An 18,441-nucleotide genomic window follows, 5' to 3' on the forward strand; every position below is an offset into this window, starting at 1 on the left:
TTTATCGTGCTACTGAATTCTCTTTTTAGCTCATAAAGTGTTCTTTAATGTGAGCAAATATTAACATTGATCCCAACTTACTACCTGAAAATCAAATCAATTTCATATAACCTATACGCTCATTCATATAGAAAGCCTTCAAAGTTGGCCATTGGCAATGTCTTTTAGAAGAAAAGAAAAACTCAATCTTAGAAATCTTATTGTCACCCTATGTGTGTTCAGTGTGCTTGTCACTTTGATCAACGCATTCTACTCGATTTATCGTGTTCAAAGGGATCTCATCATCAATAACACGTTAGAATCAAACCGTGTTTACGCCCAAAAAATGTCTGAAATGACAGACTCTTTCATAGAAAGCTCAATGTCGCAGCTAAAATACAGTGCGAACGTGCTAAAAGACAAGATGCATGACGCTCAGCTTCTTGATAAAGAGGCTGAGAGATTAAGAACGCAAACCAAATCATTTAACTCTGTGGTTGTCGTTAATGCAAAAGGGGTTATTATTTCCGTATCACCTGAAACACTTCAGGTGAAAGGTGTAAGGTTAGTGGGTGAAAGAAAACGCCAATCTTTAAACGCTCAAGCACCAGTTGTTACTGAACCATTTATATCGCCCGCTGGAAATTACTTGTTAACCATCTCATACCCTATATTTTCTCAATCTAATGAATATTTAGGTTATATCGGCGGCACTATTTATCTAGAAAAAGAAAATATTCTCGCAGAGTTACTCAGCCAGCACGCATACAAAGATGGTTCTTTCCTTTACGTTGTCGATGAGAGTAACACTCTGATTTATCACCCAGATCAATCGAGGGTTGGTGAAGTAATCGACGATAATGAAGCAATCAAAGCGGTGACGATGGGGCAGAGCGGCAACAAAGAAATTGTTAACTCTCGCGGCGTCGAAATGCTTGCTGGTTATGCGCCAGTAAAGTCATCAGGATGGGGAATTGTTGCTCAGCGCCCGAAATCGATGACGTTATCTGTGCTAGATGAACAGATGTGGAATGTTTTCCTTAAGTCGATTCCAATTGGTTTATTAACTTTGCTGCTAATTTGGTTCTTGTCCCTTCTTATTTCTAGACCACTTTGGCAGTTAGCTGGTGCTGTGCGAGGTGTCGAAGAACATTCATCATCTATCGATGATCTCAAACTGGTTAAGTCTTGGTATTTTGAGGTCTCACATTTGAAGCTTAGCTTTCTTAAAGCATTTGGTATCGTGTCAAAAACCATTGATAAGCTGCAACTGGATACATTAACAGATTCGATGACTGGATTATTGAATCGACGTGGATTAGATAAAGTTCTTGGTTTGTTTAAGCAGGAAAATACCGCGTTCTCTGTTTTGGCGCTAGATATTGACCACTTTAAGAGCGTAAACGATAACTATGGCCATGACGTGGGTGACAATTTACTTAGAGAGTTTGCGCAGTTAATGAAAGACCAAGCTCGCTCTAATGATCACCTGTGTCGTTCTGGCGGTGAAGAATTTATGATGTTTTTGGAAAAAACAGACGTAAACCACGCTATGGATGTTGCAGAGCGTATTAGACACAACGTGGAACAACATGACTTCCAGGTGGTTGGTAAAGTCACGGTTTCGTTGGGCGTTTCTCACTGGAAAGGCAATGACACACCAATTGAAGCGGTAATGAAAGACGCCGATAATGCACTTTATAAAGCGAAACATAATGGAAGAAATAGAACGGAGTTGGGTGACGACGCACAATAGATATTGCGCTTTATGCTGAACATAAAACGAGCCAGTGACTAACCTTTGCTGTTAATCGCTGGCGTAACCGCTACCAATTGCGCGAAACGGCAAGTTCAGCTCTAATTCTGGAATTTGTTTACCCACCCAAGCCGGAAATGTATTGCTATTTGGCCCTGGAAACAGAGTATATTCTTCAGCCCAAGGGTATTGGTTAATCACACTTTGTATTTTAGGGATAAGTTGGCGGGCCTTTTCACCTTGTATGGAGAGGATCTTTTCTGGTTTTGCACCATACCAATATCGATCTGGCGTCCCAGTTTGGTACTGATATAGAGCGGGTTGTCCGCGATTCACTCTCCAGCCGACTACTTCATACACTGTATATTCGTTCGCATTTTCAGGCTTTATTGCAAACCATGTATGAACAGCAAACCAGCCTCGCCAACCAAACGCATCTGCGGCGTAAAACTCAATCACAGCATGCTTAACATTAGAAGGGTCGGGTGCGATACCCGCAGGTTCTCTGCTAGCAGTACGCCAATCTCCTTGAGTGCATCCACCCAGCATAACCGCGATTGACATGAACCCAATTTTTACAAGGTGAGTAAAGTTGAGAAGGTCTTTCATTTATTGCTCCTAGACCAACCGATGTTGGTAACGCTCTATTGATTTTAGCTATAAAAACGTGGCAAGCCTGATTGTTGAAATCCTCTCCTTATTAAAAGAGAGAGGGAAGTTAGTGCCATAATTCCAGTTCATACGCAATAATAAGGTAAGCCGATTTGTAACATGTGGCATAGACGATGCCGTATTTCTCGAACGATTCGTCTAGTTGCGTATGAAAAAGTAAGAGGTTGTATGTATTCCTTACACAGCCACATGAATTAAAAGCATTAAAAAAACAGAGGTTTACAGTGGATTTTGACTGATTGAGTGAGTTTGGGACTCTCACATTGTCTCACATTTGCTTGTTTTGGGCGGAATTTTCATCGCTCATCTTTTTGCGCGTTTAGAGTCAGCGTTCAGCTATGGCACAATAGGCGCTCACAGAACAAGTGCTGTTTGGTCATGCAAATAGCAGAAAAATAACTAGAAATAGAATAATTAATGTTTAAATCAAAAAGTATACTCGCATTAAGCATGTTCGCATTTGGCTGTTTTGCCAATCAAGATAGCGAACCAACGTCCGTTGTGCTGAACTATGGTGACTCCTCCATCAGTACTGATATTCAAGCCAATCGAAAATTTCATGTTGTCCGAGACAATGAAAGTGAGCACGTAGAATTTTCCGGCGGAATCATAAAGGAGTATTCCGATTATATTGTGAATGTTCATATCATAAGAAAAAGCAAAATACGCAGATCAAGCCGAGAGCTGAATACAACCGTACTGATGAACAGTGATCAGATTGGGAAGCCTTTAGTGATTGGCATTGAAAATGATGAGTTCACTAGTATCACTTTGCGTTAATGCTTAGTATTTATTGAATAGGAATGAGGAAATTGATGCTCTCAATACGCTGCTATCGCACCGAGGATGCCCCAACACTGTGGGCACTCTTTTACCATACTGTGCGAATCATTAATCGTCGCGATTATACGGAATCACAAGTTTCCGCTTGGGCACCATCAGATTTTGACCTCGATGTGTGGCAACGAAAAATGGACGATATTCAACCATACGTCGCGGAGATAGAAGGGCAGGTCGTTGGCTATTGTGATTTGCAAGGTGACGGCTTGATTGATCATTTCTTTTGCCATCATGAATACCAAGGACAAGGTGTTGGTCGTGATTTGATGTCTTTTCTTTTTTCACAGGCGAAAGTACAGGGGATAAAACGACTGTATTCTGAAGTGAGTATTACCGCCCGACCTTTTTACGAGAAAATGGGTTTCACAGTTAAGTCTCGACAACATGTTGAGGTTAGGGGAGAAACCTTAACTAACTTTATGATGGAAAAGTATATTTAACTTAAATAGTGAGCATTTAGTGAGCTTGAACACAGATATAAAATGTTTTCCAATGTGAAAACGAGTTCATTGATCTCGCACCAACGTTTTGTTTGAAAACAGTGTACATAATCTTCTCTGGAACGCCATTACCGCATTTCGTCTCTGAAGGCTTAAAAACAGTCTGAAAGTTTTGGTTTTGCGGCGGGTAATAGCGTTCCAAACGCCAAATGTGTCTGGCTAACCATCTCAGGAAGAGAAGTAGTACTATGCGCCCTTATCTCAAATACGTTGTTCCAACATTGATACCATTGCTTGTTTGGTTGATGCCTCTCTCTGCGTTCCCATTTGATGGCATTACTATCGTCCAGCAAAGAGTGATTGCAATCTTCTTGCTTGCCGCACTTTGCTGGGTATTCGAGCCAATTCCAATCTACGCCACTTCGGTTGTGATCATTGTCCTAGAGCTATTGCTTGTATCAAATAAAGGTATTGTGCTCTTTCGTTTGCAAGAAGGGCAGCCACATTTTGGTGAGCTATTACAATACAACGAGATAATGGCGACCTTCGCTAGTCCGATTATCATGCTCTTCCTCGGCGGTTTCTTTTTGGCTATGGCGGCGACAAAGTACAGGTTAGATGTCAACTTAGCCCGAGTGTTACTCAAACCATTTGGACAAAAACCAAAGTTCGTTATGCTGGGGTTGATGCTGATCACCGCTGTTTTTTCTATGTTTATGTCAAACACCGCAACAACAGCGATGATGTTGTCCATTTTAACCCCTGTGATAGCGGTTTTCGGGCCTAAAGACCCAGGTCGAATTGCATTCGCCTTGTGTATTCCTGTTGCAGCCAACATTGGTGGCATTGGTACTCCAATCGGCACGCCACCGAATGCCATCGCCCTAAAATATTTGGTTGGTGACAACTTAATTACGTTTGGTGAATGGATGGTATTTGGTGTGCCATTCGTTATTGTGATGATGGCGTTAGCCTGGTTTCTGATTGGCTTTTTGTATAAAGCCGAACAAACCACCATCGATCTGAACATTAAAAGCAAGTTTTTGAAAACACCCAAAGCAATAATGGTTTACGTCACCTTTGCCGGCACGATTATTCTTTGGTTGATGGGTTCTGCACATGGAATGAATTCTTACACAGTAGCATTAATTCCGGTGGCAGTGTTCTCATTGACGGGCATCATCAACAAAGAAGACTTGAAGAAAATCTCTTGGGATGTGCTTTGGTTGGTGTCAGGCGGTATTGCTCTGGGCCTTGCTCTAGATAAAACCGGGCTTGCGAAGCTGGTGGTACACAGCATTCCGTTTGATCAGTTCTCGCCATATGTTGTCTTGTTTGGTGCGGCTTTCTTGTGCTTGTTAATGGCAAACTTTATGTCGCATACTGCCACCGCAAACTTGCTGATGCCGATTATGGCTGCGTTAGGTACCTCTATGGCTTCGTTAACGCCTCTCGGCGGTGAAGTTACTCTGATCTTAGTCGTGACATTTGCTGCTTCACTCGGTATGTCGTTACCAATCAGTACGCCACCAAACGCGTTAGCTCATGCAACAGGGCATGTCGAGAGCGGCCAAATGGCTCGTATCGGTGCCGTGCTAGGCGTGATTGGCGTATTACTCAGCTTTGTGATGGTGTGGATTTTACATACTGTTGGGCATATTGGATAACCCATGTACGAAACGAAGTTAGACGCGTTAGTACAACGCTACTTTAATCACCTTGAACGCCGATTAACGGTTTTATCCGGGTCGGTGCTTATTGAGCAAGCTGGCTACAATGATCGCTTGTACTATGTGCTGTCGGGAGAACTGGCGGGCTATTACGCGGAAGATGACAAGAAACCGATTCAGGTATTTTCTGCGTCTCAAGGTGCGTTTATTGGCGTACATAGTTTCTTTTCTGGTACGTGGACTGCCTCTTCGACAGTGATTGCTCAAACCGATGTTGAATTGGCTTGGATACAGCGTGATACGCCCGCCGTGGAAGAGGCGACATACGGACCATTGACGACACAATTTATGCCTGTGATGGTTAACGAATTATCTCGTCGTCAACGGCGTGCAATGCAAGAGGCATTAGCTAAAGAAAAAGCGCTACAAAAGCTTCATACCGCAGAGCAAATGACAACGTTGGGGCAGCTTGCAGCGGGTATTGCTCATGAGTTGAACAATGCGATAGGCGTTGTAAGCAGTAAATCAGAACGGCTAGAGACAGTTATCATGGAACTGCTTGAAGAAGTTCATCCGGAAGCGAGTCAATTTTTTGATTTTGGTTTAATGCAAGGGCAGAAAGTCTCTTCTAGCGAAGCGAGAAAGCGGGGGCGTCACTTCGAAAAATACTACGGTTTAACCAAGGAGGTTGCTCGTGATCTTGCACGTGCCGTTCCAAATAACTTCCTTTCAGAACATTGGCTAAAAAGACCAGAAGAAGCGATACGTTTCTGGCAAATGGGGCGAGATCTCCATGACTTACGCATCGCTTCTAAACATACCGTTGGCATTGTGCGATCCGTAAAACAATTGGGGCGCACGGATATCGACTTGGATGAAGCGATTAACATCAATGATTCAATCAATCGCGCCTTGGCTCTATTGCAAAGTGACTTAAGACGAGTGAGTGTTCGTTTTAGCCCTGCGGATTTACCTGCTTTTATTGGTTCTCAAACCGAACTCGTCCAAGTTTGGGTAAATATCTTAAAGAATGCGTGCGATGCACTTGGTGAAACGGAGAAACCCAGTATCGAAATACATACTCGGGAGAGTAAGGGTAAAATTTTGGTCACGATTGCTAACAACGGACCAGAAATTGATGAAGCGACACGTAGAAAAATTTTCCGGCCAAACTTCACCACTAAAAAGGGGGGATTGTCGTTTGGTTTAGGGTTAGGTCTGTCGATTGTGAAGCGCATTATCGCCGGATATAACGGCTCTATTGTGGTAAAGAGCGACAGTGAAAAAACGATTTTTAGAATCAAGTTACCAGTAGAGGGTGAACATGGAGAAGCTTAATGTAATTTGCGTTGATGACCAACGAGAGGTACTAAGCGCGGTTCTACAAGATTTAGAGCCGTTAAATCAATGGTTGAATGTCGAAGACTGCGAATCAGCAGGTGAGGCTCTAGAACTGATGGATGAATTTGATGCAGAAGGCGAGATGATCGCATTGATTATTTCCGATCATGTGATGCCAGGTAAAACGGGAGTAGAACTGCTGACCGATGTATCAAAAGACGGTCGTTTTGGCTTTACGAGGAAAGTGCTTCTTACCGGGCAAGCGACGCACACCGATACGATTAATGCGATCAACTCCGCAGGCATTGACCGCTACTTTGAAAAACCATGGCAAGCAAGCCAATTAATAGAGTGCGTTAGAAACCTGGTGACCCAATATATCTTTGATGTGGGCTTAGATTACACTCAGTATCACGAACATTTAGATCAGAGTGTGGTGTTTGAACGCCTACGTTAATTAGGGGGCATTAAGCTTTGTTTTCGTCACGGCCAGTTAGTGTCTGAAATCTATAGTGAATAGTTCAGCATGTTTAACGTGGCCGTGCGGAATATTGCTCTAGTATGCTTAACTCAACGAATAGCGGCTTGCACTGGCAACAGAAAGTGGCTTAGAGAACCAATAACCTTGCAGATAATCGACGCCCATTTCGGTAAAAAATTCACACATTTTGGCGTCTTCAATTCCCTCAATCACTACTTCAATATTATTTTCCTGGCACATAGTGATAAGAAACTTCAGATATTCTTGTGAAGAGCGGTTGGTTAGTGTTTTCCACGCCATCGACCTATCAATTTTGATTTGTGTCATCGGGAGGTCGAAGAAGCTATTTAATGAACTGTAACCAGATCCAAAGTCATCCAGAGAGAGTGCAAATCCTAGTTCCCTGAGGGTATTCAGAGGGGCAATGGCTGTCTGATTATTATCCAAAATAAACGTTTCTGTTAGTTCCAACACAATAGACTCAGGATCGACACCAACCTCATCCGCCATGGCTTTAATTCGCGCAGGGAATTCACTATTCATTAACTGAAGTACAGAAACATTCACGTTTACACGAACTTGGTTTTGGTAACGCTCACGGTAGTTTTTGATAAATTCACACGCTTTGGCAAAGACTTGATATCCGAGTTCGACAATCAAACCTTTGTTCTCTGCGACGGGGATGAATTCGTCTGGATAAATTTCGCCAAACTCTTTGCTACGCCAGCGAACCAGAGATTCGAAGCTCACTACTTTTGAGCTTTTGGCGTCAATAATTGGCTGAAACTTAACGCTTAATGTCTGTTTTTCAAGTGCACTTTTTAGACCTTGCTCAATAAAGAAATAACGGTCTACGGCATGCTGAGTTTTCTCACTGTAAACCGCAATACGGTCTTTATTCTGCTCGCTTGCGTACTGACAAGTTCGTGCTGCTTTACGTAATATTTCCTCTGCTGAGTGACTTGGATCTATGCAAGGATACAAACCAATACTAATGTTACTTCCTAAGTATTGGCCCTCTTCAATCACTGCCTCGTGGTAGGTTTCCTTTAAACTTTCGGCATAACTTTGCAGCGTTTCTACCGAGCATTCATCGTGAATCAAAATCGCAAAGTCATCATCATGTACGCGATATACAGAACTATTTGGAGAAGGTAGGTGACTGAGAGTTTGTAGCAATTTTTCCACTAACCCATCGACCAACTCGCTGCCATATTGATTTAAGTAAGATTTAATCTCTTCTATCTGAATGTAACAGATAGATGCACAAGAATCAGTGGCTCGCACACTATCTTCAATATCCAGCAAGAGATGGGCGCGATTAGCCATACCTGACGCATTGTCATGAAATGCGACTTGATGAATGTAGCTTTCCATCAGCTTGCGTTCAGAAATATCACGGTGGCTACCAACCATATAATGACCATGTTCTGTTTCTTTGGTCATGGCTACACCTTCAATCCAGACGTACTGTCCATTGGGTTTACGCACGCGGTAGGTCGTTGTGACCCTCGTGTTGTTGGTAATGATGTGAGCATCGACCCGAGTGGAGAGTCTTTCTCGATCGAGAGGGTGAACAAGGTCTAACCATTGCTCTAAGCTGATTCGACCAGCGTTGATACCAAGCTGCTCATAAAAGCCCTTGTTATAAAATACCATGGTGCCAAACTCATCCATGTAAAAGAGGCCTTCGTTAAATACATCGAAGATATGAATGAATCGTTCTTCGACGATTTTTAGGAACTCTCGGTCACTATCTGAGACTTGTTGGTCAAATATGGTGGTCAAGATATTTCCTCCTCGAGCCTTTTAGCATCAGAGATGAGTGTTGGGGTTGATAACATAGAGTTGATCTGCTGGCGTACATTACAATCACAAAAGTGTCAGTTCAAATTGTTTGGCTATCATTTTATGCGCTACTAGGTTAATAACATACTAAGATTAGGCGGCTAATCATCGACATTTATAAAAAATAGTCAACAGTAAAAATCATTTATAAAATACAGTTATTGATGCCGTCCGCAATCTATAAATATTTATGAATAATTATCCTAAAGTTATTTTCAGTTGTGTCGGTATCAATGTGCTGTTTTCTAACGTCATTTGTATATATGTTATCTTGGATAAAACCATAATAACAAAAAGGACTTAATGAGCGCGACCGATTATTAATTGACAGGATGCTCATTAATTGTAATCAATTCAAATTTATTATCACGCCAAGTAATCAAATCTCTTATAATGCGGACGTTAATATCGAGTAAGCCTTCTTTATATGCAGTACGATCCGAAAAATTCAATCAAAATTGCGCTCGCTGATATCGGCGTTGGTATGTTTGTTACCGCGATAGAGCACAACAAGCGCTTCAATTTAGCCAATGCAGGGCGGATATCTAGCCCTGAAGGCATTAAGAAGCTTGCTACAAGTGGCGTAAAGTATGTTTGGGTAGATCAAACATTATCTTCGCAGCAGTGTGTCTTCAAGCCTGTAGATGAATCAACTGATGCCACTAAAGAGACGAGAGAGCAGAAACACTCAGATTTTAAGAGGGGTCAACGAACTTATCGTTCGAGAGACATCCAACACAAGCGAGCCAAAAAGCTGATCGCCGAAGCAAAAGATTTGGCGCAGAAACTATTGAATCAAACTTTTGAAGGAAAAATCATTGAAGTTGATGAAGTAGAAGCTTGGGCTGACGATGTCATTGAAAGTGTTTTGATTGACTCAGATGCGTTGCAGTGTGTCTCTGCACTCCGAAAAAAAGACTCTTACTTATTGGAACACTCCGTCAATGTCGCTTGTCTTTTAGTGTCATTCGGTAAGTACTTGGGCTTGGATAAGCCAACGCTAAAACAGCTTGCTGTAGGTGGCATTATTCATGATGTAGGTAAAATTAAAGTCGATGATAAGATCTTGCACAAGCCAGCGAAGCTAACGCCTGAAGAATTTGAACATATGAAGCTACATCAAGTGTTCGCAGGTGAGATTATCCTTCACGTAAAAGGACTTAGTGACGTAAGCCGTGATGTTTCTTTGATGCACCACGAGAAGTTAGATGGCAATGGTTATCCTAGAGGCTTGAAGGGGGAGGAGATTCCAATTCACGGCCGTATGAGCTGTATTGTAGATATCTACGATGCGCTAACGGCTGATCGCTGTTACAAAAAAGGCATGAGTTCTGCCGAAGCGTTTAAAATCTTGTTGAGTCTAACGCCATTTCATTTAGACGCCGACTTAGTTTACAAATTCATTAATTGCATTGGGATGTACCCCGTAGGCTCTATTGTCGAGTTGAACGATGGGCGTGTTGGTATTGTTTGGTCTTCAAATGAATCTCAAGCATTAAAGCCAGAAGTGAAATGTTTCTACTCCCGCAAGTATAAACGATACATTGATGTCACGATGGTGGATTTAAAAACGAGTGCGTACAAAATTGAAAGAGCGATAGCGCCTTCATCGTTAGAGATCGATCCTAAGCCTTTTTATGATTAAGAGAAATAGATAAGCTTATACAACAGGCTTTACATCCTTGCATGTAGATCGTATTTTATTTGCATAACTATCTATTAATTTTTTCTAAGTTGTTTAGATGCAAGATGGTTATTAAGACCTCGGCTTCATGGATAGAAACCGGGCGATAAAATAGTTCTATACACAATGGGCTATAAACCTCATTTTGCTGGAAGGGATGCCAATGCAAATAGATACATGGATTTTTTACACTCTTGCTATTCTCGTGCTCACAGCTTCACCAGGACCAAGCTCACTGTTGTGTTTAAGTAAAGGAGTGAGTAGTGGGTTTCGTATTGCTTTCATGACTGCGCTTGGCAGTTTGTCTGCGATTACGATCATCCTTACGCTCTCATTTACCGGGCTGGGAGTTGTCATTGCTTCATCTGAGTTAGTTTTTAATATTATCAAATGGTGTGGCGCCGCTTATTTAATCTGGTTAGGTATTCAAGCGTTGCGCTCATCTCAGACAGATTTTAATAAAACGGCAACGACTCAAAGTTCCGCGACAGCGTTTAGCGCGTTCACTAGTGGTTTCATTGTTGGCGCTAGTAATCCCAAAGCGATAGTCTTTTTCACCGCTTTGTTTCCTCAATTCATAGAACCTTCCGCACCGCTACTGTCTCAATACGCGATTTTCGCGTCTACATTTGTGGTTTTTGAGCTTAGCTGGCTAACATTTTATGCATTGTTAGGGGTAAAAGCCTCCGATTGGTTGTTTGTCGCTGGAAGAGCGAAGTTGTTTAATCGTTTGACTGGGGGAGTATTTATTGGTGCAGGCGTGATGTTGTCGACGGCAAACCGATAAATAAGACAGACTTCGGTACGCAGTTAGGTTTTCCCATATAGTAAGTTGGAATGCGCTAATTTAGCTTTGTCTTATTTCCAGAATGGAAATAGACGTTTTGTTTATTTTCATTAGTGGCAACAGCCAAGCAGGAGTAAAATCACGTTACTCTTTAGGGGTAGAGCTCGTATTTTGTCTTGTGGGCTTGTGGTTACTTTGTAGGAATATCTTAGATGACAAGCCTTTCTAAACTACAACAACGTTTTCTAGATATCGCGACCGACGTCCGTCTTTCTCCAAAACAGAAGTCGAGTTTTTTAGCTTTAGAGGCTGAAGCGTGCATTCCTTACATGACCGTATCTCCATCACTGAGACAAGCAATGGATGAAGGCATCATCTGCGATATGTTTGAAGGTCATGCACCGTTTAAACCTCGCTATGTGTTGCCTGATTACGCTAAATTTCTATCGCAAGGCTCAGACTATTTAGAGTTGTCTCCGGCTGATGATTTCGATGATGCGTTGAACATGCTGACCATCATTTACCATCATGTTCCTTCGGTAACGAACATTCCGGTTTACTTAGGCCAGTTAGATGATGTCTTGTTGCCTTACATAGGCGACCTAACAGAGAGCCAGATTTACAAAAAGTTAAAACATTTTTGGATCATGCTGGATCGCACATTGCCAGATGCGTTTATGCATGTGAATGTCGGACCGACAGACAACATTATTTGTCGCACTGTTTTAAAAGTAGATGCGGAGCTCAAGCAGATCGCACCGAATCTCACCTTTATGTACGACGAGACAGTTACACCTGATGATTTACTTCGTCAAGCGACACAGAACATTTGTGAATGCAGTAAACCGCATATCGCCAATTACCCAATGCACACGAAAGCCTACAACGGCTCACGCTTTGGTATTGTAAGTTGCTACAACTCGCTTCCATTAGCAGGTGGCTCGAACACATTGGTGCGAATGAATTTAAAAGAAGTTGCAAAACGAGCATCAGACTGTAACGACTTCTTAAACAGTGCGTTGCCTTCTTACCATCGATTAATGGTCGAGCTCATAAACGCAAGAAGCACGCACTTGCATGAAAAATCGAACTTCTTTCAAGGCTTTTTGACGCAAGAAGGGTTGATAAAAGAGTCCTATTTCGCGCCAATGTATGGCGTTTACGGCATGGCCGAAGCGGTAAACCTTCTATTTGAAAAAGAAGGGCAAATAGGGCGATACGGAAAAAATGATCGAGCAAATACTTTTGCTCATGATGTTTCAGCAACACTGGCTAAACTGGTGGACTCAACCCCGGTGAAATATGGTTTAGATGGCAAAGCGCTCTTACATGCACAAGGCGGCATTAGCTTAGATCATGATGTTACGCCAGGTGTACGTCTGCCTTATGGTGCAGAGCCAGACCCTGTCACTTATGTACAAGCAACGGCGAAGCATCATCAGTATTATCGTGCGGGTATCAGCGATATTTTGACGATTGATGAAACGGTGAAATCTAACCCAGAAGCGATGTTCAATTTATGTAAAGGGGCACTAAATGCTGGTTATCGTGAGTTTACCGCGAATGTCACTTCAAATGACTTAATTCGCGTGACAGGCTACATGATCAAACTTTCAGATGTCGCGAAATATGATAAAGAAGGTTCGAGAACCAACACGACGTTTCTAGGTGCAGAAGCAGCAAAAAATACCAAAATTTTAGAACGCTCGCCACGTGTGGTGAGTCATGAAGTAACACCGACTTACACGCAGGCATAAGTTCGGTTTAGGAAAGAACAAGATGTCTAGACGAAGTGGAAGCCTTTTGGCAAAAGTCACTCGTATCCTTCCTTTCTCTTGTGTTGATGGGCCAGGAAATCGTCTAGTCATCTTTCTACAGGGTTGTAACTATCAGTGTTTGAACTGCCACAATCCTCACACGATAAACCATTGTAATCATTGTGGTGAGTGTGTGAGTGAATGTTCAGCAGGCGCATTGAAGTTCGACGAAAACAACAACGTTGTTTGGCTTAAAGAGGAGTGCACCCACTGCGATCATTGTATAGAGATATGTCAGAACCAATCTAATCCAAAAATTACTGACTACTCTGTAGTAACAATGCTCGATTTGATACGCAAACATCGTTTTTTCATCAGTGGTGTTACTGTATCCGGTGGGGAATCTACCTTACAACTTCCTTTCATTATTGAGCTGTTTAAAGGGATAAAACAAGATCCTGAATTACGGCACCTCTCTTGTTTCATCGACAGTAACGGTTCTTTAGCGGTTGCTGGCTGGCAGCGTATTCTACCTTTTCTGGATGGCGCAATGATCGATTTGAAAGCGTGGCAGACGGAGACGCATCAGTGGCTAACTGGGCGTGATAATCATCGTGTATTTAAAACCCTTCAGTACCTTGTTGAGCACGAAAAATTGTACGAGGTCCGCTTACTGCATATTCCCCAAAAAAGTGATTTAGATATAGAAATCGTAGCAATTGGACGTTACTTGAGTACTCTTCCTGAATCGGTGATTATACGTTTAAATGCCTTTCAGCATCACGGAGTAGTGGGGGAGGCGTTAACTTGGGATATGTGCTCTCATCATGATATCGAACGCTTAAAATCAGAGCTTCGATGCTACGTGAGTAACCCTATCACAGTGCCGACAGTACTCACGTAGTACCGTTGTTTATCTATGCTTACGCATCACAGGCATCTAACATGGCGCAGGCGTCGAGTAATTGTTGCTGCAACCATTTTAAAGCGGGATCGTTTAAGCTCGCTTTGTTCCAAACGAGGCTGTAGGCTACCTGTCCGTAATCGAATGGAAGAGCTTGTTCAACCAAACCTTTTGCTTGCATTGCCGCTCTTGCCCAAAGCTTGGAGCATGTGAACAAGTAATCCGAGTGCTGACACATCACCGCAGCTGAACCAAAGTCGGCTACACGCATGGCCAAGTTTCGCTTTGAATGCCTTTGGGTGAGATTTTGCTCAAAATAAGGTTGTGACAGATCTTTATCATGAATACCGATGTGTCTTGCACAAAGGTAACTTTCAACAGATAAGGGTTGCTCAGCGAGTGGGTTCGATGCTCTCATTAAGCAAACCATTTCGTCTTTCAAAATGGTTTTCCAGACCAAGTCTTTATTTTGTGTGGGTGGTTGGCTGAGATCGTGAGGAAGCAACAAAAAATCCACTTGACCTCTTGCTAATGCATCGAAGCTCATTTCCTCTTTCGCATGGACATTCAAGTGCGCGTGGTTGCTCAGTTGTTGGGACAAGTGCTGTAGAACTGGCGCAAAGAGCTCAAATGAACTTTCACGCATTGCTAATGAAAAACTACCTTGATAGTAAGCCGGATTGAAAGAGCCTTGATGTAATAATCCATTCATACTGGAGAGTATGCCATGGATTGATGGGCCTATATGCAGCGCAAATGCTGTCGGCACTAAGCGAGTGCCATCACGGTAAAAAAGGTCATCCTTTAGCGTTTCGCGCAACTGTCCGAGCGTTTTACTGACGCTCGATGGTGTTACACACAAGCGTTCTGCCGCAAGTGTGACGCTGTGAGTGGTTAACAACATATGTAAAACAGTTAGATGTTTAAGGCTTATACGCGAAAGAGCAATGTAGTCCATAAATAGCATGGTTTCTTATGATTTTTGGCAGTATATCAGCATGAAACAAATTTTTACTATTGTTTATCTCGGAAACACGCCTGTTTCTCTTTGAGCTCAATGCATTTAATGGGTTGCATAAGGATTGATGGTGCTTATAAGTCTAGAAATTTATCTTAGTTTTGTTGGACTTTAATGCTTTCATTTATTCAATTCTAAAGCTTCTATGTAATTTTAATCAATTTGGAGGAGTTGATTGATTTGTACACGAATTAAACTTGTTCCTTGTTAATTAAAATAGATATTGTTTTGTTGATTGTTTGGTGATTTACTCATGATCCCTCAGTAACAAAGGTATAAATAATTAATGGACGACCCCTTTAGTCGACAAAACCCTTCACCATATGTCTTCTTATTATTGGAGACATGCTCATGCTAGAACTTTTTATGCAACCAGAAGCTTGGGCTATTTTCGCCACTTTGTTTGCGCTTGAAGTTGTCTTAGGCGTTGATAACGTCGTTTTTATCTCTGTCTTATGTGAAAGACTGCCGCTGCACCAACGTAAGCTGGCAAGAAACCTTGGTATTGGTCTTGCTGTTATTGCTCGTATTGGTTTAGTGTTTTCAATCTCTTGGATCATGCAACTGACTCAACCGCTATTTTCTTTGGCGAACCATGCGCTTACCGGAAGAGACGTCATCATGATTGCGGGTGGTGCATTCCTCTTGGCTAAAAGCCTGAAAGAGTTGTGGAGTTGGTTAAATCACAACGAGTCGGCTCACTCAACTCACGCCCGTACTGGTTTAGCGGTAGTTCTGTTGCAGATTGTTGCCGTGGATGCTGTATTCTCGATGGACTCGGTGATAACCGCCGTTGGTTTGACAAGTGATGTCCCACTTATGGTCGCAGCGATTGTTTCGTCTGCTATCGTGATGGTCATGACAGCCGAAAAAATCAATAACCTGGTGTCGTGTTACCCTGGTTTTAAGACACTTGCTTTGTTATTCCTCGTTTTGTTAGGTGGTTTATTGATGGCAGAAGGCTTCGAAATTCATATCAACAAAGGTTATGTGTACTTTGCGATGGCATTCGGCTTAATTCTGGAACTTTGCCATATCCAGTTAAAAAACAAACAACGCCCGACTATTAAACGTCTTAGTCCGTTGCGAGTTCATCCAACCAGATTAGAAGCTCGTCAATAATAAAAGATATTGCCGCTCATATGAGCGGCATTTTTATATTCGTCATCACCTATTTTTACTCTCTTTTTATTTTGTTGTCGTTTCGACAAAAAATCGCATTTGTTGTGGGGTTGAAGATTTTTTATATAGACCGCCCAACTAATATGAGTGAACGACAATAATGGATAAAATGATCGATGCGTTAGCAACCCATGGCTACTACATCTGGGATGATTTTCTTTCTGAACAAGAAGTGGCTCAATTACGAGACTGCATTCCAAGTAACTGGAAAAAAGCGCGTATTGGTCGTAATGACGATGTGACTCGTATTGAGTCAATTCGAAGTGACAAAATTCAATGGTTATCGCCCAATATGGGGCACGCGGTTACTTCTTACTTAGATAAGATGGAAGAAATACGCCAAGAAGTGAACCGTCACTTGTTTCTAGGACTTTTTGAGTATGAAGCTCACTTTGCCAAGTACGAGGAAGGGGATTTCTACCAAAAGCATCTAGATTGTTTTAAGGGCAATGAAAACCGTCGATTGACAACCGTTTTTTACATGAACGAATCTTGGACGGAAAAGGATGCAGGTGAATTGGTGGTTTACGATCTAAATGATAATAAGATAGCAACCATCTCTCCTCAATCGGGACGCTTACTTTTATTCTTATCTGAGCAATTCCCGCATGAGGTTTTACCGACCAATGCTGAGCGTTTCAGTATTGCAGGTTGGTTCAGAATCAATGGTGTGCGAGACAATGTACTTGATATTGCAAAATGATTGGTTTGCAACCTGCACAAAATCAGCAAAGGGCGTAGATACGCCCTTTATCGATTAAACATTAGTTGATAGCTCGTAACACTCGGTCATGTTTCGCTCTAGCACTGCATAGACGTCAGAACAAAGTTCTTGTTTAGCGACTTGCTCGCCCATAATCGCGGCGATTTGTGCTTGAGCCATTCGTCCTCGGTAGGGACGGTCCTGAGACAGAGCTTGAAAAACATCGGCAACCGCGACAATACGCGAAGGTACATCGAGTTCGTCTCCTGTTTTATGATAAGGATAGCCAGAACCGTCCAAACGCTCGTGATGATTAGAGGCCCACTCCGCTATTTTAGCGTTGGGAAACACTTTGTGTAATGCGAGCTGAGTATCAATTGTATGGCGTTTAATACGCGTATACTCTTGTTTATTAAGAGAGCCTTCTTTATGAAGAATCTCATCTGGTGTTTTTAACTTTCCGATATCATGCACCAACCCAGCAATAAATAACATCTCTTGGTCGTGCTCACAGAACCCAAGCTTGATGGCTAGATACCGAGATAACTCCGCCACTTTTTGCGAATGTTGATAAGTAAATGGGCTTTTTGCATCAACAATTCGAGCGATAAACATTCCCAAACTATTCATATCTTGGATGGTGAGCTGTTTTTGAAGCCAATCAATGCTTTTAAAGTTTAATCCGATGGTTTCTATATTTTCAGACTCCATCGCGAACCAAAATGCGTCGGTCATAACGAGCTTAACCATTGCCTTAGCCATGTCTGGATTAAACAAAGTTCCAGCGTTTGCCATGATGCATTCTGCAATTAGTTCTTCATGAAGTGTGACAATGTCACAGTGGCAGTTCATGACGTATTTGGAACGCATAAAATCGAGACGATCGGCTAAATAGAGTAGGGCAGCGACCTCTTTTTCAAAAGGCGGTAAATCAAGATATTTTAGTTCACTCCAATGTGTATGGTGGTAAAGAACAGGTGTAGCAAACTGACGCAACAAACGACACTGCTTGAGGCTTCGGTATCCTCTTAAGCAATGTGTTTTTACATCTTGTGGCACCAACTCCTCAAGTAACATTTTATGTTCTTGTGTTTCGGAGACCCCACAATCGTGGATCATCCCTGCGAAGTAGCAAAACTCCGCTTTTTCTGGTTCCCAGTTCATGACCCGAGCACATTGGTAAGCTATGTAAGCGACACGATGGCTATGGTGCGTATCATCAACACCGACATAGTCGAGTGATCGAGCAACCCAGATAAGTGCTTGTTTCAGATCGACTTCAAAGCCCATGTCCGTATGGGAATGGCAAGAATGATTCATGGTTTATACCGACATTGCTAATTAGCCCACGCTAAACCCAAATCAGAAGGTGATAGGAA

16 protein-coding genes are annotated in these 18,441 nt (G+C 42.3%); 12 read left to right on the forward strand and 4 right to left on the reverse strand.

Annotated elements, in window-relative coordinates; translation table 11 throughout:
• Nucleotides 1–157: 157 nt before the first annotated feature.
• Nucleotides 158–1,735 (forward strand): sensor domain-containing diguanylate cyclase, encoded by a 1,578-nt coding sequence (locus R7Z78_RS05785; protein WP_005389121.1) that lies wholly within the window; start codon nt 158–160, stop codon nt 1,733–1,735.
• Nucleotides 1,736–1,786: 51 nt separating this feature from the next.
• On the opposite strand, the gene R7Z78_RS05790 is transcribed toward R7Z78_RS05785, so the two are convergent.
• Nucleotides 1,787–2,344: a DUF3750 domain-containing protein gene (locus R7Z78_RS05790; RefSeq protein ID WP_054574115.1), complete on the reverse strand. Its 558-nt coding sequence runs from the start codon at nt 2,342–2,344 to the stop codon at nt 1,787–1,789.
• A 480-nt stretch (nt 2,345–2,824) separates the two neighbouring features.
• Here R7Z78_RS05790 and R7Z78_RS05795 point away from each other — a divergent pair, with 480 nt between their 5' ends.
• From R7Z78_RS05795 to R7Z78_RS05815, 5 genes are all read left to right on the forward strand, one after another.
• The gene (locus tag R7Z78_RS05795) at nt 2,825–3,187 is read left to right on the forward strand and encodes a hypothetical protein (RefSeq protein ID WP_025766707.1); all 363 of its coding nucleotides are present in this window, start codon (nt 2,825–2,827) and stop codon (nt 3,185–3,187) included.
• Between the two features lie 35 nt (nt 3,188–3,222).
• Nucleotides 3,223–3,687, forward strand: coding sequence for a GNAT family N-acetyltransferase (locus R7Z78_RS05800; protein WP_005389117.1), 465 nt, complete (start codon nt 3,223–3,225; stop codon nt 3,685–3,687).
• Nucleotides 3,688–3,935: 248 nt separating this feature from the next.
• A complete protein-coding gene (locus tag R7Z78_RS05805; RefSeq protein ID WP_017634015.1) occupies nt 3,936–5,354 on the forward strand; it encodes an SLC13 family permease in 1,419 nt (472 codons plus the stop codon).
• 3 nt (nt 5,355–5,357) lie between these two features.
• Nucleotides 5,358–6,695: a sensor histidine kinase gene (locus R7Z78_RS05810; RefSeq protein WP_169644489.1), complete on the forward strand. Its 1,338-nt coding sequence runs from the start codon at nt 5,358–5,360 to the stop codon at nt 6,693–6,695.
• The gene (locus R7Z78_RS05815) at nt 6,682–7,155 is read left to right on the forward strand and encodes a response regulator (protein ID WP_005377744.1); all 474 of its coding nucleotides are present in this window, start codon (nt 6,682–6,684) and stop codon (nt 7,153–7,155) included. Before R7Z78_RS05810 ends, R7Z78_RS05815 begins: the two co-directional genes overlap by 14 nt.
• A 108-nt stretch (nt 7,156–7,263) precedes the next feature.
• Here R7Z78_RS05815 and R7Z78_RS05820 read toward each other — a convergent pair whose 3' ends face one another.
• On the reverse strand, nt 7,264–8,967 hold the full coding sequence (locus tag R7Z78_RS05820) for a putative bifunctional diguanylate cyclase/phosphodiesterase (protein WP_169644491.1): 1,704 nt from the start codon (nt 8,965–8,967) through the stop codon (nt 7,264–7,266).
• 487 nt (nt 8,968–9,454) lie between these two features.
• Here R7Z78_RS05820 and R7Z78_RS05825 point away from each other — a divergent pair, with 487 nt between their 5' ends.
• The 4 genes from R7Z78_RS05825 (at nt 9,455) to R7Z78_RS05840 (ending at nt 14,159) form a co-directional block, all read left to right on the forward strand.
• The gene (locus tag R7Z78_RS05825; RefSeq protein WP_104975286.1) at nt 9,455–10,672 is read left to right on the forward strand and encodes an HD-GYP domain-containing protein; all 1,218 of its coding nucleotides are present in this window, start codon (nt 9,455–9,457) and stop codon (nt 10,670–10,672) included.
• A gap of 202 nt (nt 10,673–10,874) precedes the next feature.
• Nucleotides 10,875–11,498, forward strand: a complete 624-nt coding sequence (locus R7Z78_RS05830) for a LysE family translocator (protein WP_025766704.1) — start codon at nt 10,875–10,877, stop codon at nt 11,496–11,498.
• A 212-nt stretch (nt 11,499–11,710) separates the two neighbouring features.
• Nucleotides 11,711–13,255, forward strand: coding sequence for a YjjI family glycine radical enzyme (locus R7Z78_RS05835; RefSeq protein WP_053350580.1), 1,545 nt, complete (start codon nt 11,711–11,713; stop codon nt 13,253–13,255).
• Between the two features lie 22 nt (nt 13,256–13,277).
• Nucleotides 13,278–14,159 carry a YjjW family glycine radical enzyme activase gene (locus R7Z78_RS05840; protein WP_031778972.1) on the forward strand — a complete coding sequence of 294 codons (882 nt, stop codon included), beginning with the start codon at nt 13,278–13,280 and terminating at the stop codon, nt 14,157–14,159.
• A 19-nt stretch (nt 14,160–14,178) separates the two neighbouring features.
• Here the strand turns inward: R7Z78_RS05840 and R7Z78_RS05845 are convergent, their stop codons facing one another.
• On the reverse strand, nt 14,179–15,117 hold the full coding sequence (locus R7Z78_RS05845; RefSeq protein WP_005377737.1) for a LysR family transcriptional regulator: 939 nt from the start codon (nt 15,115–15,117) through the stop codon (nt 14,179–14,181).
• Nucleotides 15,118–15,528: 411 nt separating this feature from the next.
• Here R7Z78_RS05845 and R7Z78_RS05850 point away from each other — a divergent pair, with 411 nt between their 5' ends.
• Nucleotides 15,529–16,299 carry a TerC family protein gene (locus R7Z78_RS05850; RefSeq protein ID WP_104975287.1) on the forward strand — a complete coding sequence of 257 codons (771 nt, stop codon included), beginning with the start codon at nt 15,529–15,531 and terminating at the stop codon, nt 16,297–16,299.
• A gap of 160 nt (nt 16,300–16,459) precedes the next feature.
• The gene (locus R7Z78_RS05855) at nt 16,460–17,062 is read left to right on the forward strand and encodes a 2OG-Fe(II) oxygenase (RefSeq protein ID WP_104975288.1); all 603 of its coding nucleotides are present in this window, start codon (nt 16,460–16,462) and stop codon (nt 17,060–17,062) included.
• 54 nt (nt 17,063–17,116) lie between these two features.
• Here the strand turns inward: R7Z78_RS05855 and R7Z78_RS05860 are convergent, their stop codons facing one another.
• Nucleotides 17,117–18,382, reverse strand: coding sequence for an HD domain-containing phosphohydrolase (locus R7Z78_RS05860; protein ID WP_104975289.1), 1,266 nt, complete (start codon nt 18,380–18,382; stop codon nt 17,117–17,119).
• Nucleotides 18,383–18,441 lie beyond the last annotated feature (59 nt).

Origin of the sequence: Vibrio sp. 1167 (genome assembly GCF_033340375.1) — a bacterium.
GTDB lineage: Bacteria > Pseudomonadota > Gammaproteobacteria > Enterobacterales > Vibrionaceae > Vibrio > Vibrio alginolyticus.

Excerpts from the sequence above, each read along its gene's own strand:
- R7Z78_RS05810 (WP_169644489.1), top strand. The coding sequence starts at position 5,358 with ATGTACGAAACGAAGTTAGACGCGTTAGTACAACGCTACTTTAATCAC.
- R7Z78_RS05840 (WP_031778972.1), top strand. The coding sequence starts at position 13,278 with ATGTCTAGACGAAGTGGAAGCCTTTTGGCAAAAGTCACTCGTATCCTT.
- R7Z78_RS05800 (WP_005389117.1), top strand. The coding sequence starts at position 3,223 with ATGCTCTCAATACGCTGCTATCGCACCGAGGATGCCCCAACACTGTGG.
- R7Z78_RS05850 (WP_104975287.1), top strand. The coding sequence starts at position 15,529 with ATGCTAGAACTTTTTATGCAACCAGAAGCTTGGGCTATTTTCGCCACT.
- R7Z78_RS05830 (WP_025766704.1), top strand. The coding sequence starts at position 10,875 with ATGCAAATAGATACATGGATTTTTTACACTCTTGCTATTCTCGTGCTC.
- R7Z78_RS05835 (WP_053350580.1), top strand. The coding sequence starts at position 11,711 with ATGACAAGCCTTTCTAAACTACAACAACGTTTTCTAGATATCGCGACC.
- R7Z78_RS05855 (WP_104975288.1), top strand. The coding sequence starts at position 16,460 with ATGGATAAAATGATCGATGCGTTAGCAACCCATGGCTACTACATCTGG.
- R7Z78_RS05815 (WP_005377744.1), top strand. The coding sequence starts at position 6,682 with ATGGAGAAGCTTAATGTAATTTGCGTTGATGACCAACGAGAGGTACTA.
- R7Z78_RS05785 (WP_005389121.1), top strand. The coding sequence starts at position 158 with ATGTCTTTTAGAAGAAAAGAAAAACTCAATCTTAGAAATCTTATTGTC.
- R7Z78_RS05805 (WP_017634015.1), top strand. The coding sequence starts at position 3,936 with ATGCGCCCTTATCTCAAATACGTTGTTCCAACATTGATACCATTGCTT.
- R7Z78_RS05790 (WP_054574115.1), bottom strand. The coding sequence starts at position 2,344 with ATGAAAGACCTTCTCAACTTTACTCACCTTGTAAAAATTGGGTTCATG.
- R7Z78_RS05795 (WP_025766707.1), top strand. The coding sequence starts at position 2,825 with ATGTTTAAATCAAAAAGTATACTCGCATTAAGCATGTTCGCATTTGGC.
- R7Z78_RS05825 (WP_104975286.1), top strand. The coding sequence starts at position 9,455 with ATGCAGTACGATCCGAAAAATTCAATCAAAATTGCGCTCGCTGATATC.
- R7Z78_RS05845 (WP_005377737.1), bottom strand. The coding sequence starts at position 15,117 with ATGGACTACATTGCTCTTTCGCGTATAAGCCTTAAACATCTAACTGTT.
- R7Z78_RS05860 (WP_104975289.1), bottom strand. The coding sequence starts at position 18,382 with ATGAATCATTCTTGCCATTCCCATACGGACATGGGCTTTGAAGTCGAT.